At 58.2% G+C, this 24600-nt stretch carries 25 protein-coding genes; 15 read left to right on the top strand and 10 right to left on the bottom strand.

Translation table 11 applies throughout. The annotated features are described in order from the left end of the window. Positions 1–8 precede the first annotated feature (8 nt). The 3 genes from mlaD to KZO34_RS04225 are packed head-to-tail and all read right to left on the bottom strand — an operon-like array spanning position 9 to position 2095. A complete protein-coding gene (gene mlaD, locus KZO34_RS04215) occupies positions 9–458 on the bottom strand; it encodes an outer membrane lipid asymmetry maintenance protein MlaD (protein WP_219473689.1) in 450 nt (149 codons plus the stop codon). A gap of 45 nt (positions 459–503) precedes the next feature. Continuing rightward, the gene (gene mlaE, locus KZO34_RS04220; RefSeq protein ID WP_219473697.1) at positions 504–1286 is read right to left on the bottom strand and encodes a lipid asymmetry maintenance ABC transporter permease subunit MlaE; all 783 of its coding nucleotides are present in this window, start codon (positions 1284–1286) and stop codon (positions 504–506) included. After that, the gene (locus KZO34_RS04225; RefSeq protein WP_219473700.1) at positions 1283–2095 is read right to left on the bottom strand and encodes an ABC transporter ATP-binding protein; all 813 of its coding nucleotides are present in this window, start codon (positions 2093–2095) and stop codon (positions 1283–1285) included. The genes mlaE and KZO34_RS04225 overlap by 4 nt, the downstream gene beginning before the upstream one ends. Before the next feature lie 233 nt (positions 2096–2328). Here KZO34_RS04225 and KZO34_RS04230 point away from each other — a divergent pair, with 233 nt between their 5' ends. From KZO34_RS04230 to yjgA, 12 genes are all read left to right on the top strand, one after another. Beyond that, positions 2329–3309, top strand: a complete 981-nt coding sequence (locus KZO34_RS04230; RefSeq protein WP_219473702.1) for a KpsF/GutQ family sugar-phosphate isomerase — start codon at positions 2329–2331, stop codon at positions 3307–3309. Then, complete coding sequence (locus KZO34_RS04235) at positions 3309–3878, top strand: KdsC family phosphatase (RefSeq protein ID WP_219473704.1); 570 nt, start codon at positions 3309–3311, stop codon at positions 3876–3878. The genes KZO34_RS04230 and KZO34_RS04235 overlap by 1 nt, the downstream gene beginning before the upstream one ends. After that, entirely contained in the window at positions 3875–4525 is a 651-nt protein-coding gene (gene lptC, locus KZO34_RS04240; RefSeq protein WP_308318771.1) for an LPS export ABC transporter periplasmic protein LptC, read from the top strand. The genes KZO34_RS04235 and lptC overlap by 4 nt, the downstream gene beginning before the upstream one ends. Then, entirely contained in the window at positions 4509–5066 is a 558-nt protein-coding gene (gene lptA, locus KZO34_RS04245; protein ID WP_219473706.1) for a lipopolysaccharide transport periplasmic protein LptA, read from the top strand. The genes lptC and lptA overlap by 17 nt, the downstream gene beginning before the upstream one ends. Continuing rightward, positions 5044–5769 carry an LPS export ABC transporter ATP-binding protein gene (gene lptB, locus KZO34_RS04250; protein ID WP_219473708.1) on the top strand — a complete coding sequence of 242 codons (726 nt, stop codon included), beginning with the start codon at positions 5044–5046 and terminating at the stop codon, positions 5767–5769. The genes lptA and lptB overlap by 23 nt, the downstream gene beginning before the upstream one ends. A gap of 154 nt (positions 5770–5923) precedes the next feature. Beyond that, positions 5924–7456, top strand: a complete 1533-nt coding sequence (locus KZO34_RS04255) for an RNA polymerase factor sigma-54 (RefSeq protein ID WP_219473710.1) — start codon at positions 5924–5926, stop codon at positions 7454–7456. A gap of 112 nt (positions 7457–7568) precedes the next feature. Next, entirely contained in the window at positions 7569–7877 is a 309-nt protein-coding gene (gene hpf / locus KZO34_RS04260; protein WP_041341072.1) for a ribosome hibernation promoting factor, read from the top strand. A gap of 86 nt (positions 7878–7963) precedes the next feature. Beyond that, positions 7964–8434 carry a PTS IIA-like nitrogen regulatory protein PtsN gene (gene ptsN, locus KZO34_RS04265; RefSeq protein WP_219473712.1) on the top strand — a complete coding sequence of 157 codons (471 nt, stop codon included), beginning with the start codon at positions 7964–7966 and terminating at the stop codon, positions 8432–8434. A gap of 28 nt (positions 8435–8462) precedes the next feature. After that, positions 8463–9347, top strand: coding sequence for an RNase adapter RapZ (gene rapZ / locus KZO34_RS04270; protein WP_219473715.1), 885 nt, complete (start codon positions 8463–8465; stop codon positions 9345–9347). A 7-nt stretch (positions 9348–9354) separates the two neighbouring features. Continuing rightward, on the top strand, positions 9355–9624 hold the full coding sequence (locus KZO34_RS04275; RefSeq protein WP_219473716.1) for an HPr family phosphocarrier protein: 270 nt from the start codon (positions 9355–9357) through the stop codon (positions 9622–9624). A gap of 115 nt (positions 9625–9739) precedes the next feature. Next, entirely contained in the window at positions 9740–11101 is a 1362-nt protein-coding gene (gene mgtE / locus KZO34_RS04280) for a magnesium transporter (protein ID WP_219473718.1), read from the top strand. Positions 11102–11136: 35 nt separating this feature from the next. Then, positions 11137–11667: a ribosome biogenesis factor YjgA gene (yjgA, locus tag KZO34_RS04285; protein WP_219473720.1), complete on the top strand. Its 531-nt coding sequence runs from the start codon at positions 11137–11139 to the stop codon at positions 11665–11667. A gap of 20 nt (positions 11668–11687) precedes the next feature. Here the strand turns inward: yjgA and KZO34_RS04290 are convergent, their stop codons facing one another. From KZO34_RS04290 to KZO34_RS04320, 7 genes are read right to left on the bottom strand one after another with little or no spacing between them, the layout of a single operon-like run. Continuing rightward, the gene (locus tag KZO34_RS04290) at positions 11688–12527 is read right to left on the bottom strand and encodes a carbon-nitrogen hydrolase family protein (protein WP_219473722.1); all 840 of its coding nucleotides are present in this window, start codon (positions 12525–12527) and stop codon (positions 11688–11690) included. Positions 12528–12539: 12 nt separating this feature from the next. After that, complete coding sequence (locus KZO34_RS04295) at positions 12540–16310, bottom strand: YhdP family phospholipid transporter (RefSeq protein ID WP_219473724.1); 3771 nt, start codon at positions 16308–16310, stop codon at positions 12540–12542. A gap of 40 nt (positions 16311–16350) precedes the next feature. Further along, entirely contained in the window at positions 16351–17829 is a 1479-nt protein-coding gene (rng, locus tag KZO34_RS04300; RefSeq protein ID WP_219473726.1) for a ribonuclease G, read from the bottom strand. Beyond that, entirely contained in the window at positions 17826–18428 is a 603-nt protein-coding gene (locus KZO34_RS04305) for a Maf family protein (RefSeq protein ID WP_219473735.1), read from the bottom strand. The genes rng and KZO34_RS04305 overlap by 4 nt, the downstream gene beginning before the upstream one ends. 2 nt (positions 18429–18430) lie before the next feature. After that, entirely contained in the window at positions 18431–18907 is a 477-nt protein-coding gene (gene mreD / locus KZO34_RS04310; RefSeq protein WP_219473738.1) for a rod shape-determining protein MreD, read from the bottom strand. Then, on the bottom strand, positions 18907–19782 hold the full coding sequence (gene mreC / locus KZO34_RS04315; RefSeq protein ID WP_219473740.1) for a rod shape-determining protein MreC: 876 nt from the start codon (positions 19780–19782) through the stop codon (positions 18907–18909). Before mreC ends, mreD begins: the two co-directional genes overlap by 1 nt. Before the next feature lie 47 nt (positions 19783–19829). After that, a complete protein-coding gene (locus KZO34_RS04320) occupies positions 19830–20870 on the bottom strand; it encodes a rod shape-determining protein (protein ID WP_219477161.1) in 1041 nt (346 codons plus the stop codon). Positions 20871–21245: 375 nt separating this feature from the next. Here KZO34_RS04320 and gatC point away from each other — a divergent pair, with 375 nt between their 5' ends. From gatC to gatB, 3 genes are read left to right on the top strand one after another with little or no spacing between them, the layout of a single operon-like run. Further along, on the top strand, positions 21246–21533 hold the full coding sequence (gene gatC / locus KZO34_RS04325; protein ID WP_219473741.1) for an Asp-tRNA(Asn)/Glu-tRNA(Gln) amidotransferase subunit GatC: 288 nt from the start codon (positions 21246–21248) through the stop codon (positions 21531–21533). A 29-nt stretch (positions 21534–21562) separates the two neighbouring features. Continuing rightward, positions 21563–23020, top strand: coding sequence for an Asp-tRNA(Asn)/Glu-tRNA(Gln) amidotransferase subunit GatA (gene gatA, locus KZO34_RS04330; RefSeq protein WP_219473742.1), 1458 nt, complete (start codon positions 21563–21565; stop codon positions 23018–23020). Between the two features lie 24 nt (positions 23021–23044). Then, complete coding sequence (gene gatB, locus KZO34_RS04335) at positions 23045–24496, top strand: Asp-tRNA(Asn)/Glu-tRNA(Gln) amidotransferase subunit GatB (protein WP_219473744.1); 1452 nt, start codon at positions 23045–23047, stop codon at positions 24494–24496. Positions 24497–24600 lie beyond the last annotated feature (104 nt).

Genomic DNA, 24600 nt, shown 5'->3' on the forward strand with positions numbered 1-24600 from the left:
GCCAGATCTCAACGGCCGGATGCAAAATTCCCTATCAGTCGCTCCAAATTCATGGCCGACTGCGTGGAATAGAATGTGTCGCCCGCACCCAGCGACTCCATATCGCCGCCAACCGATATATCAATGTACTGCTCGCCAAGCAGCCCGGATGTACGTATTACTGCCGAACTGTCCGCAGGGATGTTGTCGATATCCGAACGGATGGACATGGTCACCCTCGCCTGAAAGGTTTCCTTGTTCAGACTGATCGATTCGATGGTACCCACGGTGACCCCCGCCATGGACACCCGACCACGAGGCGTGAGCCCCCCGGTATCGTTAAAATTGGCGTACACTTCATAGGTGTCCTCAGCCGACTTGGGTGACAGCCCACTGACCTCCAGGGCGAGAAATAGCAGTGCTGCCAGGCCGGCGATCATGAACAGGCCGACGATAATTTCTGTTGTTCGCTGTGTCATTACCGGCTCCCGGTCTTTTTTGATTAATCTCAGCTGATCACTCGATCAAAAATCGCCAAACATGACAGCAGTCAGCACGAAGTCCAGGCCAAGCACGGCCAGGGACGAATAAACCACGGTTTTGGTGGTGGCCGCACTGATCCCCGCCGACGTCGGAACGCAGTCATACCCCTGATAAACCGCAATCCACGCGCAGACGAAGCCGAATACCACGCTCTTGATCACACCGTTCATCACATCCTCGGCAAAATCCACCGACGATTGCATGTTACCCCAGAACGAGCCCTCGAAGACGCCCAGCCAGTCGACCCCCACGAGCATACCGCCCCAGATACCGACGGCTGAAAAAATAATAGCCAGCACCGGCATCGAGATAAAGCCGGCCCAGAGACGAGGAGCAATGACCCGTCGCAGGGGATCAACCCCCATCATCTCCATGCTGGAGAGCTGCTCGGTCGCTTTCATCAGGCCAATTTCCGCCGTCAGGGCAGAACCGGCCCGCCCGGCGAAGAGCAGCGCTGTAACCACGGGTCCGAGCTCGCGCACCAGAGTCAGCGCGATCATCTGGCCAATAGCGGCTTCCGAGCCGTAGTCACTCAGAATGGTATAGCCTTGCAGCCCCAGCACCATGCCGATAAAAAGGCCCGAGACAATGACGATGGCCAGTGACAACACGCCGACCGCATACAGTTGCTTGATGAGCAGCGGAAACCCGGTCGACGGTCGTGGCACACCCAGCAACACCCCTGCCAGGAAGCGGCCCGAGCGACCAAAGGAGGAGACCATCGTCAAACCCAGGTGACCTAACGCAATAACCCGGTCGATCAAGACGCACCCCCGGTGAGACCAAAGTCCCGCGCGGCCCCGGCCGCCGGATAGTGAAACGGGACCGGGCCGTCCGGTCGCCCCCTCAGGAATTGCTGAACCTGCTCCGATGGGTGCGCCCGAAGCTCTTCCGGTGTGCCCTGACCGATTATCTTGCCGTCTGCGATGATGCAAGCGAAATGGCAAATGCTGAGCGATTCCGGCACATCGTGGGAGACCAGCACACTGGTCAGTCCCATGGAACTGTTCAGGTCGCGGATCAACTTGACCAGTACGCCCATGGCGATAGGGTCCTGCCCGGCAAAGGGCTCGTCGTACATGATCAATTCGGGATCCAGCGCAATGCTGCGTGCCAGTGCCACCCGCCGGGTCATGCCGCCGGACAGTTCGGAAGGCATCAGATGACGTGCACCCCGCAAGCCCACCGCCTCCAGTTTCATCAGGACAATGTCGTGAATCATGTCCTCGGGTAGCGAGGTGTGAACCCGCAACGGAAACGCCACGTTCTCGAACACACTAAGGTCCGTAAAGAGCGCGCCACTCTGGAACAGCATGCCGATCTTCTCACGCAGCGCGTACAGGTCCGCGCGCTTCAGTCTCGGAACCTCATGGCCATCCAGTACCACACTGCCGGAATCCGGTCTGAGCTGTCCGCCAATCAGTCGCAGGAGTGTGGTCTTGCCGGTTCCACTGGGTCCCATGATCGCGGTTATTTTTCCACGGGGAATATCCAGACTGACGCCATCGAAAATCCGGCGCCCGGAACGGGAGAAAACAACGTCCTTAAGCGATATGTATGCGGGTGAACCCATAGTCCCTACCTTTTGCGGAGCGGCTACATTATTCGAAGGAGCCCTCAAGCTCAATCCATCAAACGCAAAATCTGTTGAAAGCCTTGGTCAGTTTCACTGAACTTTCTGTAACCGCACGGCGTGCGCAATCGAAAATGATATACTCCGCTGTAACTTGAACGGCTTACCCTCAAGCGGGGATTCAGCCTAACCATTATTTTTTGATCACCCAAGCAGACCAGGCCCCTATCCCGATGACTGAACAGAGTTCACAGGATTTCCGTACTTCCGCGATCCGAGCCATTCGTATAGAGAGTGAAGCCATTGACGCCTTGGAAGAACGCATCAATGACCACTTTATCAAAGCCTGCGAGGTCATCATGGCCTGCAAGGGGCGCGTGGTCGTCACCGGCATGGGCAAATCCGGCCACATCGGCAACAAGATCGCTGCAACCCTGGCAAGCACTGGCACCCCCTCATTTTTTGTCCATCCCGGCGAGGCCAGCCATGGGGATCTGGGCATGATCACCAGCCAGGACGTGGTGATCGCCATATCGAACAGCGGCAACACCAGCGAGGTGGTTACCATTCTGCCCCTGATCAAACGCATGGGCGCACCACTGATCAGCATGACCGGCAATGCGGATTCCACACTTGCCCGGGAAGCCGTGGCCAATCTGGATGTCAGCGTCGAGACCGAGGCCTGCCCCCTGGGGCTGGCCCCGACCTCCAGCACCACCGCGACACTGGTGATGGGCGATGCCCTTGCGGTTGCCCTGCTGGATGCCCGCGGATTCAGCTCCGAGGATTTTGCGCTTTCTCACCCGGGCGGCAGTCTTGGACGACGCCTGCTGCTCCGCGTCTCCGACATCATGCACACCGGCCACCGGATCCCGAAAGTTCCAGAGGGCACCACTCTGAGCGGAGCCCTGCTGGAGATTTCGCAAAAGGGCCTGGGTATGACAACCGTGGTGGACGCAAATGGCAAGCTGACCGGTGTGTTCACCGACGGGGACCTGCGCCGCACCCTCGATAAGAACGTCGATGTGCACACCACCCCGATCGAACAGGTGATGACCCACAACGGCAAGACCATCCAGGCCGACCACCTGGCGGCAGAAGCATTGAATATTATGGAAGAGATGAAAATCAATGCCCTGCCCGTCACCAGCGAACAGGGTGAACTGGTCGGCGCTATCAACATGCACGACCTGCTCCGGGCGGGAGTTATCTGATGGCCGCCCATACCAGCCCATTACAGGACGCCTGGTCCGAGACGCTCCTGACAAAGGCCGCCCGCATTCGCCTGATTGCGCTTGACGTCGACGGCATCATGAGTGACGGAAAACTCTATTTCAGTGCCCGCGGCGATGAACTGAAGGCCTTCAACATCCTCGACGGACTGGGCCTGAAACAGTTGATGGCGGCCGGTATCACGGTGGCGGTAATCACCGGCCGCCAGTCGCCACTGACCGAAAAGCGCATGCGGGATCTGGGCATTCCGCAGCTGATGCAGGGCCGGGAAGATAAGCGGGTAGCGCTTCAGGAACTGGTCAGCACGATGAACCTCTCCCCCGAAGCCATTGCCTACATGGGCGACGACCTGCCCGACCTGCCTGCCATCCGCTATGCCGGCCTGGGCATAACAGTTCCCAACGGGTACTGGCTTGTGCGCGAACACGCCGATTACTGCACGCAGGCCGCGGGCGGCAACGGGGCCGTCCGGGAGGCGTGCGATCTGTTGCTGACCGCACAGGACAGGCTCGATAATGCCCTGTCGAAATACCTGGAGCCCGACGCATGAGTGCCGCCTCACCCGGCGAAAACGATAACACCGAAGACGAAGCGAAAAGCAGCCTGCTTTCGATGCTTACGCTCGACGATCGGCCATGGTTGCGCACTCTGGCTCTTGGCGGCACCATCGCAGCCACGGTGTTCCTGATGTGGCGCAGTGACGAGCCGCCCATGGTTCAGGATGAAGCGGCGGAACTCCGGGGCAAGACAGAGCCGGATGGCTTCGTTATAAACGGCAGCTACACCTCCTATGACGAGGATGGCAACCTGAAGATCCAGTTTACCAGCCCGCGGATCGAACAGTTCGAAGAAGGCAACGTCGCTACGATGAAGGCACCCCGGGCCAAACTCTTCGGTCAGCCGGAGACCACCCCATGGATTGTCGAAGCAGAGAATGGCAGCCTGCTGCAGAATGAAGGGATACTCTATCTGACCGATCATGTACGGGTGGTCAGAACCATCGACGAACGGGAGGCTACCCTGACCACCACGAGCCTGACGCTGGACAATGATCTCGGCACCGTCTACACCGATGCCCCCGTCACCATTACCGACAGGATTGGCGTAACCCGGGCAAAAGGCATGAGGGCCTGGATCGACGAACGCATTCTCGAACTTAAATCCCAGGTGGAAGGACGCTATGAAACTGGCAAATAACCGATTATGGACGCTGTTGGCGATCACCCTGGCCCTGTCTTTCACCGGGCCCGCGTCCGCGTTCAATCTGGATTCGGACCTGCCGATCACGGTAAGCGCCGACAACGCTCGACTGGACGACGCCCAGGGCATCGCCACCTACAACGGTGACGTTGAACTGGTTCAGGGCAGAACCCGGCTGACGGCAGAACGGGTAGTACTCTATCGCAATGCTGAAGGCCTGAGCCGGATTGAGGCGTCTGGCAAACCGGCCCGCTACCAGCAACCCACCCGCAACGGCGAGGGCGAAACCGATGCACGGGCGCTGAATATCACCTGGTCTGCCGACGAAAACCGACTGACTTTTGAACGGGAAGCGATCATTGAGCAGAATGGCAACCTGTTCCGCGGCGACGTCATTCATTATGATACCGTCCGTCGGGTCGTGACTGCCGAAGGCGGCACGAAAACCGAAACCGGCAGCGGCCGTGTCGAAATGGTCATTCAGCCACGCAGTACCGGGGGCATACAGGGATCCGATGGCAGTTCTGAGAGCCAGTAACCTGGCAAAAAGCTACAAACACAAGAAAGTGGTGCTCGATGTCTCGCTGGAGATCCGCAGTGGCGAGATCGTCGGACTTCTGGGCCCCAATGGCGCCGGCAAGACCACCTGCTTCTACATGATCGTCGGACTGGTTCCCGCTGACCGCGGCCGCATCATGATCGACAGCCAGGACGTTACACCGCTGCCCATGCATGGCCGGGCCCGGAAAGGAATTGGCTATCTGCCTCAGGAGGCTTCTGTGTTCCGGAAGCTGACAGTCCGGGACAACCTTATGGCGATCCTCGAAACCCGTAAGGGTATGAGTCGGGCTGACCGGGAAAGTCGCCTGGAAGAGCTGCTGGAAGAATTCCACATTACCCACATCCGCGACAGTGTAGGCATGGCGCTGTCAGGCGGTGAGCGCCGGCGCGTGGAAATAGCCCGGGCACTGGCCATGGAACCCGCTTTTATCCTGCTGGACGAACCCTTTGCCGGCGTTGACCCGATTTCGGTGAGCGATATCAAGCACATTATCCGTCACCTGCGGGACAAGGGCATCGGGGTACTGATTACGGACCACAATGTCCGGGAAACGCTGGACATCTGTGAGACGGCGTACATTGTATCGGGCGGCCACATCATTGCCTCTGGCAATTCGGAAACCATTCTTGCGAACCAGCAAGTAAAAGAGGTCTACCTCGGTAACGAATTCCGACTGTGATAACCGCTGCCCGATTGTGTTGATGAACCCGAGCAAGTAAACTCGGCAAAGAACTTGCTAGGGCATTTTTTGGTAACGGCAAGTAACCGGCATACAACAATTTTTTATTGAACTTAGGGTATTACAGCGCCTGATGAGTGACGGATCCTGAACCATGGTTATGAAAGCCTCCTTACAGTTAAAGCTGGGTCAGAGCCTGACCATGACGCCCCAGCTGCAACAGGCGATCCGGCTACTACAGCTATCCACCCTCGATCTTCAACAGGAAATCCAGCAGGCTCTGGAGTCCAACCCGATGCTGGAAACCTCGGAAGACGACGATCAGGCCGAAGCGGCGTCGAGTGACGACGAGCGCGGTCAGGAGGAGTCCGCAGCGGAAACGACGGCCGATTCCGGTACTGACGCCAATACCGACTGGGATGAATCGGAAAACGGACCAGACTGGGCCTCGGAAAACGAGATTCCCGATAACATCCCCGACGATCTTCCCGTCGACACCGCCTGGGACGACATCTATCAGTCAGCCCCTGCCCCGGCCGCCCGAAACGAAGACGAGAACGATCACGACTTCGAAACCCGCAACTCCCCGAGTGAAACCCTGCAGGATCACCTTGAATGGCAATTGAACCTGACGCCGCTGAGCGAACGGGATCAGGCCATTGCCCATGCCCTGATGGATGCAGTGAACGAGCGAGGCTACCTGACCAGCCCACTGGACGACATCCACGCAGGACTGCTGGATGAAACCGAGGAAGACCCACTGGAACTGGATGAAGTGGAGGCAGTCCTTCATCGCCTGCAGCATTTTGACCCGCCCGGTGTCTTTGCCCGGGACCTGCAGGAATGCCTGCTCATCCAGCTGAACCAGTTACCGCCCGAAACGCCCTGGCTTGCCCAGGCACGCCTTGTGATCACTCACTACATTAACCTGCTGGGCAACCGGGACTACGCCCAGTTATTGCGCCGAAGCCGACTCAAGGAAGATCAGCTGCGTGATGTTCTGGCCCTGATTACCGGGCTGAATCCGCGCCCGGGCGATGTGATTGACCGCGCCGAACCGGATTACGTCATTCCCGATGTCATCGTCCGCAAACACAACGGCAGATGGCGGGTTGAACTAAATCCTGAGATTGCACCACGCATCCGCGTCAATGCGAGCTATGCTTCTCTTATAAGACGGGCAGACAGCAGTGCTGATAACACCTACCTGAGGGATCAGCTGCAGGAAGCCAAATGGTTTATCAAGAGCCTGCAGAGCCGCAATGAAACCTTGCTGAAAGTGGCGACACGCATTGTCGAGCACCAACAGGGTTTTCTGGATCACGGCGAAGAGGCCATGAAGCCACTGATCCTCTCAGACATAGCGCAGGCGGTAGAAATGCACGAGTCGACAATTTCCCGGGTCACCACGCAGAAGTATATGCACACACCGCGGGGTATTTTCGAGCTGAAGTACTTTTTCTCGAGCCACGTCAGTACCGATGAAGGCGGCGAATGTTCATCAACAGCCATCCGTGCAATGATCAAGAAACTGATAGCGGCCGAGACACCGAAAAAGCCGTTGAGCGACAGCAAAATTGCGACCATGCTAGGGGAACAGGGTATCAAGGTGGCCCGTCGGACCGTCGCCAAATACCGGGAAGCGATGCATATTCCACCCTCTAACGAGAGAAAAAGACTGGTTTAGGGGCGCACTGTCGAAAACAGCGCTCCCCCGAGCCAAACTTTGCCGGCGCAGTGTGCGCCAGCCCTCAGGCCCGGCCCCGTTGGGACCGGCATGATGACAACAGGAGACGCCTATGCAACTCAACATTTCAGGCCATCACGTAGAACTGACTCCCGCACTCAAGGATTACGTCTCAGAAAAATTCGAGAAACTCGAGCGTCACTTTGACCATATCAGTAACTGCCAGGTTACCCTGCAGGTGGAAAAGGTGCGTCAGATGGCGGAAGCAACGTTGCACGTGGTTGGTGGTGATATTCACGCAAAGGCAGAAAACGAGGACATGTACGCAGCGATTGACGGGCTGATTGATAAGCTGGACCGCCAGATCCTCAAGCACAAGGAAAAGAATGTAGACCGGATGCACGGAAACGGCGCTCGTTAACCGACCGTTTTCATGCATGTCATCTCATCGCGCTGCGGCATGGATAACCTGCCGCAGCCTTTTTTTTACGGAAATGCAGTCGATTCATGAGCGACACATCCCTGACCATAGATAACATCCTTGCGCCGGAGCTGACTTTGTGCCGGATACCCGCCTCGAGCAAGAAACGGGTACTGGAATTCATTGCCGAACAGATTCACCGGCACGACGATTCTCTCAGCGAGACCCAGATCTTCAACAATCTGGTGTCCCGTGAGCGCCTCGGCAGCACCGGAATCGGCCAAGGCATTGCCATACCCCATTGCCGCCTGGAGGGACTGGACCATGTGGTGGGCGTTCTGATGACGCTCGAAGAGAGCATCGAGTTCGACGCCATTGATAACCAGCCCGTCGACCTCGTATTTGCCCTCGTTGTTCCCAAAGAGGCCACCAGTGAGCACCTGGAACTGCTCAGCCAGCTGGCGGAAAAGTTCAACGAACGGGTTTTCTGCGATGGACTTCGCCAGTGCGATGATGCCACCACGCTTTATGAACGCATGACCGCTGCAACTGAGTGACACCCAAGAGAGTGGAGACAGAGTGCCCATGAAACTGATCATCGTCAGCGGCAGATCCGGTTCCGGCAAGAGTACGGCACTCCATGTACTGGAGGATCTCGGCTACTATTGCATCGATAATCTGCCCATTGGACTGTTGTTTCCCCTGACCCGCGAAGCTGCCACTCAGGAGTCGCCGGGGCGCCTTCACAAAATGGCGGTCAGTATCGATGCCCGTAACCTGTCCGGGGAGCTGGCCAACTTCGAAGTGATTTACCGCCAACTTCAGGAGACCGGCGTTACCGTCGAAATCATCTTCCTGGATGCCGACGAGCAATCTCTTCTCCAGCGCTTTCATGCGACGCGGCGCAAACACCCCCTGAGTGATGACCGGACTTCACTCCGGGAGGCGATCAGTAGCGAGAAAAGGCTGCTTGAACCACTGTCCAAGCTGTCTGACCTCTACGTAAACACCACCGGCATGTCGATGTACGAGCTCAGGGACATGGTGAAACAGCGTGTTGTTGGCCGTAAGGACCAGGAGCTGGCCCTGCTGTTCCAGTCATTCGGGTTCAAGCACGGCGTTCCTCTGGATTCCGATTATGTCTTTGACGTTCGCTGCCTACCCAACCCCTACTGGGATAACAGTCTGCGCAAATTTGTTGGAACCGATCAACCGGTGATCGACTTCCTGGAAAAGGAACCAGCCACTGGCAAAATGATCAGTGACCTGACCGGCTTCCTGGAAACCTGGCTGCCCTCTTTCGCCGACAGCAATCGCAGTTACATGACCATCTCCATTGGCTGCACCGGTGGTCAGCATCGCTCGGTGTATGTGAGCGAGCAATTGCGCAAGCATTTCCGGAACAACTACAGCAACGTTCAGGTTCGCCACACGGAATTGCCGCACCTGCAGGCCCGGGGAGAGATCTGAGCGCGCCATGATTCGTCACCCCATCACCATTATTAACAAGCTGGGACTGCACGCCCGTGCGACTGCAAAGCTGGTCGCAACGGCGTCGGAATTCGACAGCAGCGTACGGATCAGTGGCAAGGGCCGGGATGTCGATGCGAAAAACATCATGCAGGTTATGATGCTTGCCGCAAGCCAGGGCACCGATGTAGAACTCATTGCCGATGGCCCCGACGAGGAAGCGGCCATTGACGCCCTGACGGCGTTAATCAATGACTATTTCGGCGAAGGCGAGTAATTATTCGGCACCAAGCGGTGCACCTCCGCGTTCTGTGGAATTCACCTACAACTCTCTCTCACGTCTGCCTCCTAACTCCGCTATAATACAGGCGTTTTCTGACTGTGGGTGATCCATGACCGATATTCTGGAGAAAAGCCAGGCCCGCCAGCGTCTCCGCTCCCTGAGCGAGGCTCTGGACAGTGGTGCCCTAAAACAGGTTGCGCGCATCCTGAACGGCGGCCTGAGCCCCAGTGATATTGCCCACCTGCTGGAATCGTCCCCACCCCGCCAGCGCGCCCTGCTCTGGAACCTGGTGGACAAGCAGCTGGAAGGGGAAGTTCTCCAGTACCTGAGCGATGATATCCGGGGCTATTTCCTGAGCCAGTTGAATGCCCAGGAACTGGCCGACATCATCGAAGATTTCGAATCAGACGATCTCGCCGACCTGCTTCAGCAATTGCCGGACACGGTGATCCAGGAAGTTCTGGACACCATGGACGAGCAGGACCGCCAGCGTGTCGAGGAGGTGCTCTCCTATCCTGAGGACAGCGCCGGCGGCCTGATGAACACGGACACCATAACGGTGCGCCCGGACATCAGCATCGATGTTGTGTTGCGGTACCTTCGCAGACACCGCAACCTGCCCCCGATGACCGACAGCCTGATCGTGGTGAGCCGTCGAGACGAGTTCATCGGCATGCTGCCGATCACAAAAATGCTTGTATCGAATCCGACCGCCACGGTTCGGGAAGTGATGGACACCGACATCGAGCCCATCCCGGTCTCACTCTCGGACACCAAGGTCGCGACGCTGTTCGAACGCTACGACCTGATCTCTGCTCCGGTGGTGAATGAAGACGGGAGATTGCTCGGCCGTATCACCATCGATGACGTGGTCGACGTCATCCGGGAGGATGCCGATCATTCGCTGATGAGCATGGCGGGCCTTGATGAGGACGAAGATACATTTGCCCCGGTCTGGAAAACGACCCGGCGACGGGCAGTATGGTTGGGCATCAACCTGATCACGGCCTTCATCGCCGCTGGGGTCATTGGCCTGTTTGAGGAAACCATCTCCAAGGTGGTGGCGCTGGCCGTGCTCATGCCGATTGTCGCCAGCATGGGCGGTATTGCCGGCAGCCAGACCCTGACACTCGTTATCCGGGGTATGGCAGTGGGCCAGATCAGTGGCGCCAACGTCGGCTGGCTGCTAAACCGGGAATTTATATCGAGCGTCCTGAACGGCCTGCTCTGGGCAGTGGTTGTCGCAACCGCTGCTGCAGCCTGGTTTCAGGATCTGCTCATCGGGGGGATTATTGCCGCGGCTCTGGTCATAAACCTGATGGCCGCCGCCCTCGTGGGTACCGTCCTCCCCCTGTTCCTGAAATCCAGAAACATTGACCCTGCACTGGCGGGAGGCGTCATTCTCACGACGGTTACCGATGTGGTGGGCTTCATGTCCTTCCTTGGACTCGCCACCGTGTTTTACGCTTAATCAACGACCAACGACCGAATTGCAACGGATTTACGATGAGCCATCACGATCAGCACGAAGACGAGGAAGAATTCGGCAAGAGCAAATCCCAGCTCAAGCGAGAGATGCACGCGCTACAGGATCTCGGCAAGCGGATGCTGGACCTGAGCAACGACCAGCTCGACACCTTGCCAATCAGCGAAACCCTGCGCGCGGCGATCGAAGAGTCCCGGCGAATTCGCCAGAACGAGGCGAAACGACGTCACCTGCAGTACGTCGGCAAGATCATTCGCCAGGAGGATGATCCGGAAGCACTGCAACGGGCCATAGACGCGTTCGATGCTGGCAGTGAGGAGCACACCCGACGCCACCATCTGGCCGAACGCTGGCGTGATCGCATGATCGCCGAAGGCGATTCCGTGGTGGGAGAGTTCTTCGATTATTGCCCGACGGCCGATATGCAGCACCTGCGGAATCTGGCGCGCAATGCCCGGAAAGATGTTGAGAAGCAAAAAAACACCGGCCAGTCCCGCAAGCTATTCCGTTACTTGCGGGAGTGCGTTGACGACGCCGAAGCCATCAACTGATCCGAACCCGCCACAGCTTGCTATAACCGGCGATGTTCCCAGACGGGCATTCGCTTACGCAGCTGATTAAGCTGATCGATATCCAGCTCGGCCGCCACCACACCGGGCCCCTCAGCCAGCTCTGTCACCACTTGGCCCCAGGGATCGCAGATCAGCGAATGGCCGTAGGTGCGCCGCCTTTCGCTGTTCTGGCCGCCCTGGCCCGGGGCGACCACCCACACCTGGTTTTCAATGGCGCGGGCACGGATAAGAGCATGCCAGTGCGCATCCCCGGTTTGCCAGGTGAACGCGCTTGGCAGGCACACCCACTCCGCCCCCTGCTCCCTTAAGGCCCGGAAAAGCTCAGGAAAACGCAGGTCGTAACAGATGGCCAGGCCAAGCTTGCCAGCGGGGGTATCAATGGTCACCACCTGCTCTCCCGGCTCAAAGGTGTCCGACTCCCGGTATTGTCCGTGGGCGTCTTCCACCACCGCATCGAACAGGTGAATCTTGTCATACCGTGCGACCTCCTGCCCCTGGTCATCGAAAACCAGACAGGTCGCTCTCGCCCGATCGTTGATGGCAGAGCCATCCGGGCGCACGGCTAGCGGTAACGAACCGCCAACAATCCACATCCCCAGGGTTTTCGCCTGCTCCGACAGAAATGAGCGGATGACAGGGTTCTCACCGGCTTCTGCGCGGCCATGATCCACCATCTGGTGAGTCGCCAGTACCGCAAAATTTTCGGGCAGGACCGCCACCGAAGCGCCCTGTTCGGCCGCTTCGGCAAGCAGACGGCGCGCTTCATTGAGATTCGCATCGATGTCGTGGGTACTCACCATCTGTATGGCGGCAACCCGGGCAGAGACAGTATGGGTCATATGAGACTCCTGCTATTCGCCGGTATCAAATACCCGCTGGAGATCTACCTGAGGGTCGTCCCAGGTGCCAGTAACACCGTAGGACGCGCTGGTCAGTTTACTCAAAGGATCGCCCAGAATCTTGTCGAGGACAAACAGCGCACCGCCTATGGGGGCTCCGGCCCCCATCAACAGCGCCGCCAGTGGCAGATTCTGGGTCAGCGGCAGAACCACCACCAATCGCATGTCGAGAGTTTCATCGGCAATATCGGTAGAGCCGCTCAGTTTGAAGGCACCCGAGGGGCCAACAACCTGAAGCTCCGGATCCATGGTAATCAAGCCGTCGATAAGCTGGGCCTTACCCGAAATCGCGTCAAACGCGACCCCGCGCTCATACAAATCCGAAAAATCGAGCTTGAGGCGGCGCCACAAGGTATCGGCGTTCAGAAGGTTGAACACCCGGAACAGCTGGGCCGTATTGTTCTGTTCCAGGATGATCCCTTCATCCAGCCGGAGGCTGACCGATCCACTCATGTCCGCCATCAAGATCTCGTCAGGGCGGCCGGGCCAGCCCAGATCAAGCTTGATGTTGGTGGCCTTGTTGGTCAGGGGTATATCCGCACCGAACAGCTCGTTCAAGTCGGCCAGTGCGCCGCCAGTGATAGTACCGGCAAACCGGCTTACTTCCCGATCATCAATGATGCTCCAGGTCACAGTTCCCAGCAACGTGAGCGAATTGAGTCGTCCCTCAATCCCGTCAACGTTCAACCGATAGGGCTCTGGTCGAAGCTGGAAGGCCCACCTGCCGAGGGACTCCTGGTTGAGCTGAAGATCGGATATGGTGACGTTCACATCGGGCCAGTCGCCCATGTCCAGGGACCTGAACGCTTCGATCTGCTCCTCAATCGACAGCAATTCCGGCGCTTCTTCCCGAGCTTCATCATCCCGAACCAACCGCATGACCTCAAAATCGGCAGTGACCGCTGTGTCATCATCGGGAACGACTACACGACCTACAGCCCGCTCTGAGCGCGTACCCACGACCCAGCGATCACCAAGGTCCAGAGCCTCAATCTGGATATCTTTCAGTGTGTGGGCTCCGAGATGCAGATGTCCTATGTCCATATCCAGACCGGTCTCCTTCCACAACACATCAAAAGACGCCCGATTCTCCCATTCCCCCTTTACAGCTATTCCGCCCGAGGCCCCGGGATCAATGGTGGCCAGCAAAGGTGCGGCTTCTTCTGCAAGTTTGGCTAACGGATCAGGCCAGTCGACCGCCACACCCTGAAGGTCCGACCTCACAGTGATCAAGGATGTCGAGTCCGCACCAACATTGAGGGCCGCGGAATAGCTCAGAACTCCGCTCAGCCCCAAAGTGGTATCCGGAGCCAAACCCGCCGTCGCCAGGGCGTCAGCCATGGAAAGCTGCCCGGACTGTCGTATGGACAGGGCGTCGCCAGACCCACTGCGGGCCAGGCTGATGTTGACGGGCTCATTGAAAAAACTGGCCGTCAGTGGTCCTCCGGAGAAACCCTTCACAGAGTGGTAGGTCAGCTCCCCACTGAGGGACTCCCAGGCGAGCCCGGCGGGCGGATATGCTACCGAACCGTCGTCGGCGCGGATGTGAGCCTCAACCACGACCTCACGATCCCCTGCCAGTGGCAGATCCAGACCCAGCTCCACCTGGTACGAGCCGCCGAATTCCAGTGCGGCGGTTTCCGAACCGGCCATGTCGCCCAGCGGACTGTTACTCAGCCAGAAACCGACGGCGTCACCCGGAACCACCGCCGAAACGTCAACACGAACCTGCGTACCATCGGTATCGGGGAGGATCGTTACCGTACTGGGCGACAAAGCCAGGCCGCCCGTCTCTCCCCGCTCAAGGGTGACCAGGGTTTCCTGGTCATTGACGACCACCCGACCCTTTGCACCCGAGACCTCAGGCCAGCGTTCGTCGTAGACCACCGAAGCGTTCTCGAAGTCGAACCGCATGGAGGACACGAACGATCCTTTTGGCGCATCCGATCCGATCTGACCATGACCGTAATAGACACCCGAAGTAATCTCCGCCGCCCGTATCGACGTTGTCAGCCACCGGTAAAGCTCCGGGTTCACCACCTTGGACGGCACAAATTCTGCCAACATGGCCTCGTTTGCGTTCTCGACACCTACCCGAAGACCAAGGCTATCCTCACCCTCCCGGTTCAGTTTCAGATCAAACGCCCCTGAAAACTTCGTGCGGTCACCATAAGCCATGTGCAGGTTGTCGGAAAAAACGCGAGTAATCGCACCGTCCAGCTGCCAGGCAACCAACCCTCCGATATCAGAAAGTGCCCAACCTCCGTTGTACAGCTTTGGAAACTCCAGGCTAACCGGCAAGTCGCCTTCCCCGATTTCAACATAACCGGCGCTCGGCTCCAGGTACAGGGAGCCTGACAGGCCCGAGAGGCCTGGCACACCACGGAAGGCTTTGATGCTGATGTCGCGGAGATGACCGGACAGTTCGAAACTGTTTCCCGGTGATTGTGGGAGCCACAGGGACATCCGGTCCAGGTAACCATCGGGGCGGTAGTTCTTCAACGCCTCGGCCCCCTTGGACGGGAGTATGGGGAGCAGGGACAGAAGCCTTCGGGTGGGGCCGAGCGGCAGGGCATCAGCAATAACGGTGACGCCTCCTTGTTCGGGCGCCAGGCGAAGACTGAATGGCGACACTTTGTCACCATTCCAGGTCCATTCAAGCTGCTGGAGGTGCCATTCTCCCGGGCCACCACTTGCACTCGGGCTGTCATCGACCTGGGCAGAACCACCTTCGGATAACGCATCCTGAGACCGACGCCAGCCAAAGCGTGCCTGGATATTTTCAATCGGCGCCAGGGACTCGCTACCCACGCCCAACTGCAGATAAGGCGTTTTCAGGGTTCCATTAACCTGAAGCATCTCACCGTCACGGAAGGTCAGCCAGGCTTCACCGCCGACGTCAAAGCCCTCAACACGGACGCCCCGCCACTGGTATTCGTCGATCAGCCCATCAAAGAGCCGGCCCGAGTTCAGATCCAGATAAAGTTGCCCGGTAAAATCACCCCGGAAAAAATGCCGTCCAACCAGACTGAAGCTTGCCAGCTGCTCAGTGGTCCCGGACTTGATGGCGCGACCCGAGGCCCGGAAAAGCCCTTGCCGGTAGACGAGGTCCAGCTGGGGGATATAGACATGACGCTGGTGCCCCTCGTTGTCCCGGATTCCCAGACTGAATCGGGTGATTTTGAGATAGGGTTCAGACAGCCAGTCACCGGCCAGTTCCAGCCAGTGCTCCAGCCGGTTGTTAACCGGCTCTGGCAGATCGGCACCATGCACGCCTACCTGCCCGGTATCGGACTGATCCAGTGTCAGCTCGACGCCATCCACTTCGAAGTCTTCAAACACAACCCGAAGTCGTCGCAGCGACGACAGGAAATCAAACCGGACACGCAGATGGTCAACGCGGGCAACGGTTACCCCCGAATCCGGGTTCGTTACGGAGATCTGCTGAGCGGTAAAAGAAGGATCCAACCAGAACCACTGGGAGGAGAGGCTACCGATGGCGACCTCTTGCCCGAGGCGCGCTGACAGTTCAACAGCGAGATCATCGGCGAAGGCATCGACATTGCGAGTAAGTTGGCGCCCCAACCCCGCGTACAGCGCAAAAACCACCAGTACGAGCAACAGGAACCACCAGACGAGACTGGAAACCCGTGCGGCAACCCTGACCGGCGGGCTCTCAAGCTGATAATCCGATACTGCAGACTCGCGGTCAGCGGACGACATCAGGTGGACCTACCCGCCACGCCGACAGAAAGCCCTCGGATCAGAGCAGGACAACATCGTACTGCTCCTGACTGTAGAACGGCTCCACCTGGAAGCGAATGGTCTTGCTGATAAACGTTTCGAGATCTGCGACATTGTCCGACTCTTCATCCAGCAGGCGATCGACAACGCTCTGTGACGCCATCACCAGATAATTCTCGGCGTCGTATGCCCGGTTGACCCTCAAAATTTCCCGGAAGATCTCGTAACAGACGGTCTCGCTGGTCTTCAGGAAGCCCCGACCATCACAGATCGGACAGGGCTCGCAAAGTACCTGCCCCAGGCTCTCCGTCGTTCGTTTCCGGGTCATTTCAACCAGACCCAGTTCCGAGACACCGGTGATCTTGGTCTTGGCATGATCCCGCTCAAGCATTTTCTCGAGCATGCGGTGCACCTGGCGCTGATGCTCCGGGTCTTCCATGTCGATGAAATCAATAATGATAATGCCGCCGAGGTTACGCAGTCTCAGCTGGCGACTGATGGACCGGGCCGCCTCAAGGTTGGTCTTGAAAATGGTCTCTTCCAGGTTCCGATGCCCGACAAATCCACCAGTATTGATGTCGATGGTCGTCATCGCTTCAGTCTGATCGATGATGACATAGCCGCCGGACTTCAATTGAACCTTGCGGCTGAGTGCCTTCTGGATTTCGTCTTCAACCGAGTAGAGATCGAAAATGGGCCGCTCACCGGGATAGTATTCCACCTTGTCGGCAAACTCGGTCACAAACTCCTCAACAAACTCCATGACCCGCTGATGACTTTCCCGGCTGTCGATCCGCACCTTCTCAGTCTGTGGACGGATCAGGTCCCGGATGGTCCGGATGAAGAGAGGCAGGTCCTGATAAATCACCGCAGGGGCCTGCACCCGGGCAATGCGTTCGTGGATGGACTGACTGAGGCGGTGCAGGTAGGTCATGTCGCCGATTAACTCTTCCGGGGATGCTGCTTCCGCCGCTGTGCGGATAATATAGCCGCCCTGCACTTCGGTTTCTTCGGCCGCTGCCTCTTCCACCAGCCCCTTGAGCCGGGCCCGCTCGGTTTCGTCCTCGATGCGCTGGGAGATGCCGACGTGATTCACATCCGGCATGAAGACGAGGTAGCGGGAAGGAATGGAGAGTTGGGTGGTCAGCCGGGCACCCTTGGTACCGATCGGATCCTTGGTCACCTGAACCACCAGAGACTGGCCTTCCCGAAGCAGTGTACGGATGTCCGGTACGGTTTTCGGGCCGTCATTGGGCTCATCACCACCGGACTGTGACACCACATCCGAGGCATGGATAAACGCCGCCCGCTCCAGGCCTATGTCGACGAATGCCGCTTCCATGCCCGGAAGCACCCTGACCACCTTGCCCTTGTAGATATTGCCAACGATGCCCTTGCGACTGGTGCGCTCAATGTAGGCTTCCTGCAACATCCCGTTTTCAACCAGCGCCACGCGGGTTTCCACGGGTGTCACGTTGATCAGGATCTCTTCACTCATGTTCGGCTCTCCAGACTGTTTGGCCAGCTTTCCCAGACCGGATGACCGGCGTCTGCCAGCAGGGCCGCAGTTTCCAGCAGCGGTAACCCCACCACAGCACTGTAACTGCCCCGAAGGTTACTGACAAAAATACCACCAAGACCCTGAATTCCATAGCTTCCTGCCTTGTCCATCGGTTCTCCACTGGCGGCGTACGCCTCAATTTCTGCCTTCGAGAGTGGTCGAAACGTGACGTCGGTAATAACGACTCGCGATTCACACCGGCTGCCTTTGGCCAGCGCCACCGCCGTCATCACCTGATGAGTGGCACCGGAGAGCATGCGCAAGGTCTCGACGGCATCGCCCCGGTCGGCGGGCTTCCCGAGAATTACCCCGTTCAGGACGACCGACGTGTCGGACCCGAGCACCAGTGCTTCCGGAGAGGACGCCGAAACGGCCAGGGCCTTGTCCCGGGCGAGCCGCTCCACATAGTGTTCAGCACCCTCCCCGGGACCGGGCGTCTCATCCACATCTGCTGGCTGAACCGTAAAGGAGACGCCAATCTGTTGAAGCAGCTCGGACCGCCGGGGAGAAGCCGATGCGAGGATGACGGTGGACATGGTTAACCTAACTTACGATTGATATTGTCCAGCAGGACACAGAATACCGGCCACGCCAGCGCACTGGTCAGGGCCGGCCACAGATAACTGAAACCGGCTTCGTCGGCGCCCAGCATCTGCTTGATGAAATGAACAAGCATCTGGTTTATGCCCAAGAGCAGAAAAACCATCAGACATTGCTGAGGCATCGGGTACATTCGCAGGCGCTGGTGCACAGTCAGCACCAGGAACGCGATCAACCCCATGGCCAGTGCATTGACGCCTATCGGGGTGGCCTCAAGCACGTCCAGTAGCAGTCCCAGACACCAAGCCAGCAGGATACCGAACTGGGCAGGTGCCCGGAACGTCCAGTAAAACACCACCAGCCCGACCCACTCCGGGCGGAACTCGAACCAGCCAACCGGGAACAGGGAAATGCTCAGTACCAGAGCCACGACAACGGAAAGTGCAAAAACGGGATAACTGATAACGGACAGCATCAGCCTGCACCCTCCTGGTCTGAACCCTGATCGGCTTCTCCTGCGGTCTCACCGCCCTCTTCCACGGGGGCCTCCCGGTTGCCGGCGGGCGGGAACACCACCAGCACCAACCGGCTTTGATTCAATTCTGCTCTGGGCACCGCCTCGATGGACACGAAGGGCTCGCCCGGTTCTTTATTGATCACGCCCACTTCGGCGACCGGATACCCCCGGGGGAACCGCCCCCCCAGACCGGAACTGACCAGCAGGTCGCCTTCCCGGATATCGGCCGTATCCGGAACGTGAACCAGATCGAGGGTGTTGGTGTCACCGTTGCCCAGCAAAATCGCCCTGAGCCCGTTCCGTACCACCTCGACCGGAACCGCATGACTGCTATCCGATACCAGCAACACCCGGGACGTAATCTGACTGGTCTGGACTACCTGCCCCATCAATCCATGGGCGTCCAGAACGGCCTGGCCCGGCCTCAGTCCGTCACTCTCACCTTTGTTGATGATCACTTCGTGGGAGAAAGGATCCGGCGAGACGCCGACAACCTCACCCACAATGACGCGATCGTCCAGCACTTCAGAGGAATTCATTAGACGGCGGAGTTCGTTATTCTCGGAGGCAAGAGCGGCGTATTTGAGCGCACGACGTTCCAGTATCATCAGGCGGGCCCTGAGGTCCTCGTTTTCCTGCTGGAGATCTTCCTTGTTGACGAACAGGCCGGCAACCCAGTCACTGAATTCGTAGGGCGCGTTGCCGAGCCAGTACACAGGAGCCAGGCCAGTGGCGATCGTGCTGCGCACGAGGGAGAGTTTGTCGAAACGCGCATCGGCAACCACCAGGGTTGCCGACACAATGACAATGAGAAAGAGTCTGAAGCCCGGCACCGGGCCCTGGACGAAGATGGTCTTAATGGCGAACCCTCCCTACAGGATTATCCCTCCTGGGAGAACATTCCGATGCCACCCCGATCAATCACTTCCAGCGCCTTGCCGCCACCTCTGGCGACACAGGTAAGCGGGTCTTCCGCAATAATTACCGGCAACCCGGTTTCCTCACTGAGGAGCTTATCCAGGCCTCGCAGCAGGGCGCCACCGCCGGTCAACACGATTCCGCGTTCCGCGATATCAGACGCCAGCTCGGGCGGCGACTGCTCCAGAGCGCTTTTTACGGTCTGAACGATTTGCGCCAGGGACTCCTGAAGCGCATCGAGAATTTCCTCACTGTTCAGTGTAAAGGCCCTGGGCACGCCCTCGGCCAGATTACGGCCGCGAACGTCAATTTCACGGATATCAAGCCCTTCGTACGCGCAACCAATCTCATGTTTGATGCGTTCGGCAGTCGAGTCACCGATCAGGCTACCGTAGTTGCGACGAACATAAGTCACGATGGCTTCGTCGAACTTGTCGCCACCGACTCGCACCGATTCCGCGTAGACAATGCCGTTCAGCGAGATAATGGCAATCTCGGTCGTGCCACCACCGATATCGACGATCATGGAACCACTGGCTTCCTCTACCGGCAGGCCAGCACCGATGGCCGCGGCCATTGGTTCTTCAATCAGGAACACTTCCCGGGCGCCAGCACCGAGCGCAGACTCACGAATGGCCTTGCGCTCAACCTGAGTTGATTTGCTGGGCACACAAACCAAGACCCGTGGGCTAGGGGTAATAAAGCTGTTTTCGTGCACTTTATGAATGAAGTGCTGCAGCATTTTCTCGGTGACTACGAAGTCTGCGATCACACCATCCTTCATCGGCCGAATGGCAGTAATGTTTCCCGGCGTACGCCCCAGCATGCGCTTGGCTTCGGCACCAACCGCCGCGACCATTTTCTGCGAATTGTTGGTGCGAATGGCCACTACCGATGGTTCATTCAGCACGATACCGCGCTCACGCACGTAAATAAGGGTGTTCGCGGTGCCCAGGTCGATGGACAGGTCGCTGGAGAATAAGCCTCGGAGTCTTTTGATCAACATTCGTGTAGTTTCAACCTGAGAGTTGCAGTCGCATAGAAAAGATGCGGCAACTTTAGCAGTGAGCACCCCTGCAGGCAAGGCGCGAACGGGCCTCGCGCCTTACGGTTCACACATTTACCTTATGGGCTGGGGCCTCCCGCGATTGTTCGAATCTGTTACCATACCTCCTTTATTTTTTGGCCACAGTCAAAGGCCGCCTGAAGAATGCTTTCCAAAACCCGCTCAAGCACCCCCAGGTGGCGCTTGGGCTCCGCCATTGAGGGCTCCGAACAGTTTTGGAAAGCATTCTCCGAACGCCCCACAGTTGAACGTGGCCGCTTCTTAATACACAGAGCTTTATTAACGACATTTCATTTATCTGGGAGGCAATGCGTGACCATTTCCCGAGAGGACATCGAAAAAGTCGCTGTGCTCGCCCGCATTCGTGTGGACGACGAGCAGGTTTCGGCCCTGGAGAACGATTTGGGCAACATCCTTGATCTGGTGGACCAGCTCAGCGCTGCTGATACCGAGGAAGTGGCGCCCATGGCACACCCTCTGGATGCCGTACAACGCCTGCGTCCGGACGAGGTCACCGAGACCAATCAGCGCGAAGCCTTCCAGGCCATCGCTCCGGCCACCGAAAACGGCCTTTACCTCGTGCCCCGCGTTATTGAGTGATCTGACGACCAGCGATTTCAGGAACCATCATGCATAACAAATCCGTAGCAGAGCTTTCCCGGGATCTGGAAAGCGGCAAGATTTCAGGCGTGGAACTGACAGAGCAGTTCCTCGACCGCATCAAGCAGGAAGACGGCAAGTACAACAGCTTCATTACCGTGACCGAAGAGCAGGCCCTTGCGGATGCCAGGTCTGCGGATGAGCAGCGGGCCGCGGGTAACGCCACGCCCTGGACTGGCATCCCGTTTGCCCATAAAGATATTTTCTGTACCAACGGTGTGCGGACCACGTGCGGCTCGAAAATGCTGGAGAACTTCGTTCCGCCTTACGACGCCACGGTTACCGCTAACTTTCGCAAATCCGGCGCAGTGTGCCTGGGCAAGACCAACATGGATGAGTTCGCCATGGGCTCCTCCAACGAATCCAGCCATTTTGGACCGGTAACCAACCCTTGGGGACTGAGCGAAGACGAAAAACGGGTTCCGGGCGGCTCTTCCGGCGGCTCTGCTGCCGCCGTTGCCGCACGGCTGATACCCGCGGCAACGGCCACCGACACCGGCGGTTCGATTCGCCAGCCGGCGGCTCTGTGCGGCGTCACCGGCCTCAAGCCAACCTACGGCCGTGTTTCCCGGTACGGCATGATTGCCTTTGCTTCCAGTCTCGACCAGGGCGGCACCATTGCCCGCACCGCGGAAGACAATGCCCTGATGCTCAATGTCATGGCCGGCTTCGACCCCAAAGACTCCACGTCACTGGAGCGCGAGGTTCCGGATTACACTGCCACCCTGAACGAGCCACTTAAAGGCCTTCGCATTGGCTTGCCAAAAGAGTACTTCTCGGATCAGCTCAGCCCCGCCATGGAAGAGCAGGTTCGGGCCGCAGTCCGGGAATACGAGAAGCTTGGCGCCACGGTTAAAGACGTGTCGCTGCCCAACGCCAAACTGGCCATTGCCGCCTACTACGTGATTGCGCCGGCCGAAGCGTCTGCCAACCTCTCACGCTTTGATGGGGTTCGATACGGCTATCGCTGCGAAGACCCTAAAGACCTCATGGACCTGTATACCCGGACCCGCGCTGAGGGCTTTGGCACCGAGGTAAAGCGTCGGATTCTGGTGGGCACCTATGCCCTATCAGCGGGTTATTTCGATGCCTACTATCTGAAGGCTCAGAAGGTTCGCCGTCTGATCCAGCAGGATTTCATCAATGCCTTCAAGGAAGTGGACGTGCTGATGAGCCCGACCACACCCTCCCCTGCCTTTATCCAGGGCGAGAAAACCAACGACCCGGTGACTATGTACCTGGAAGATGTGTTCACCATCGCCATCAACCTGGCAGGCCTTCCGGCCATGTCGGTGCCGGCGGGATTCGTGGATGGTCTGCCGGTGGGACTTCAGATCATCGGGGATTATTTTTCCGAGGCCCGGTTGCTGAACGCGGCCCATCAATTCCAGCAGGTGACCGACTGGCACCAGCGCGAACCGCAATAAGCCCGATTAAAGGAGAGTAACGCCATGCAATGGGACATTGTGATCGGGCTGGAAATTCACGTTCAGCTCGCAACCCAGACCAAGATTTTTTCCGGCTCCAGCACCGCCTATGGCGCCGAGCCCAACACTCAGGCCAACGCGGTCGACCTGGCCATGCCGGGCACCCTGCCCGTTCCTAACGAGCAGGCATTTCGCTATGCGGTCATGTTTGGCCTGGCGGTAAACGCCGACATCGAACGACGCTCCGTGTTCGAACGCAAGAATTACTTCTACCCGGATCTGCCCAAGGGCTACCAGACCACTCAGCTCGAGCGTCCGATCGTCGGACCAGGCCATGTCGACATTGACCTGGCCAACGGCGAAAGCAAGCGGGTGCGCATCCACCACGCCCACCTGGAGGAAGACGCAGGCAAATCCCTGCACGAGGACTTCCACGGCATGACCGGGGTGGACCTGAACCGGGCCGGCACGCCGCTGATCGAAGTGGTCACCGAACCTGACATGACGAGCTCCGAGGAGGCAGTGGCGTTCGCCCGCAAACTACACAGCCTCGTGACCTCGCTGGGCATCTGCGACGGCGACATGTCCCAGGGCTCCATGCGCTTTGACGTGAACATTTCCCTGAAACCGAAAGGCTCCGATACCCTCGGCACCCGCACCGAAACCAAGAACCTGAATTCCTTCCGCTTTATGGAACAGGCCATCGCCCACGAAGTTGAGCGGCAGATGGACATTCTGGAAGACGGCGGCACGATCACCCAGGAAACCCGTCTGTATAACGGCGACCGGGACGAATCTCGTTCCATGCGCACCAAGGAAGAAGCCAATGACTACCGCTACTTCCCCTGCCCCGATTTACTGCCGGTGGAAATCGACGATGCCTTTATCGACGACGCCCGCAGCCGTCTTCCGGAACTGCCGGATGCCCGCAAGGCTCGGTTCAAGGAGCAGTATGGACTGAACGACTACGACGCGGGGCTGCTCAGCGGCGATGCCAGACTGGCGACCTTCTTCGAGGACGCCGTCCGTCATGGCAAAGACGCCAAGCTGACCGCCAACTGGATTCAGGGCGAGTTCTCGGCGCGCCTCAATGCTGAGGAGAAGTCCGTTACCGAATCCCCGATCTCCGGGACACAGCTTGGCGATCTGGTGGTGCGCATTGCCGACAACACCATTTCCTCCGCCGGTGCGAAAAAAGTCTTTGATGCCCTCTGGACCGGTGAAAACGACAGTGTCGATGCCATCATCGACGCCAAGGGGCTGAAGCAGGTATCCGATACCGGCGAACTGGAAAAAATGGTCGATGAGGTTCTGGCCGGCATGCCCGATCAGGTAGCGCAGTACCAGAACGAGGAAGACCCCAAAAAACGCAAGAAAATGTTGGGTGGCTTTATGGGCCCGCTGATGAAGGCATCCAAGGGACAGGGCAACCCGAAACTCTTCAATGAGATTCTGGTCAGGAAGCTGTCTGACTGATCAAACTGAAATGAAGCCGGGGCGCAAGGGTCTGCCGCCCCGGCCTTTACCCAACGGTCCGAAAGGACTGGCCACCTGCACAAACTCCCCGAATGACTTGTGTC

It is taken from the genome of Marinobacter sp. F4206 (genome assembly GCF_019392195.1).
Classification (GTDB): domain Bacteria; phylum Pseudomonadota; class Gammaproteobacteria; order Pseudomonadales; family Oleiphilaceae; genus Marinobacter.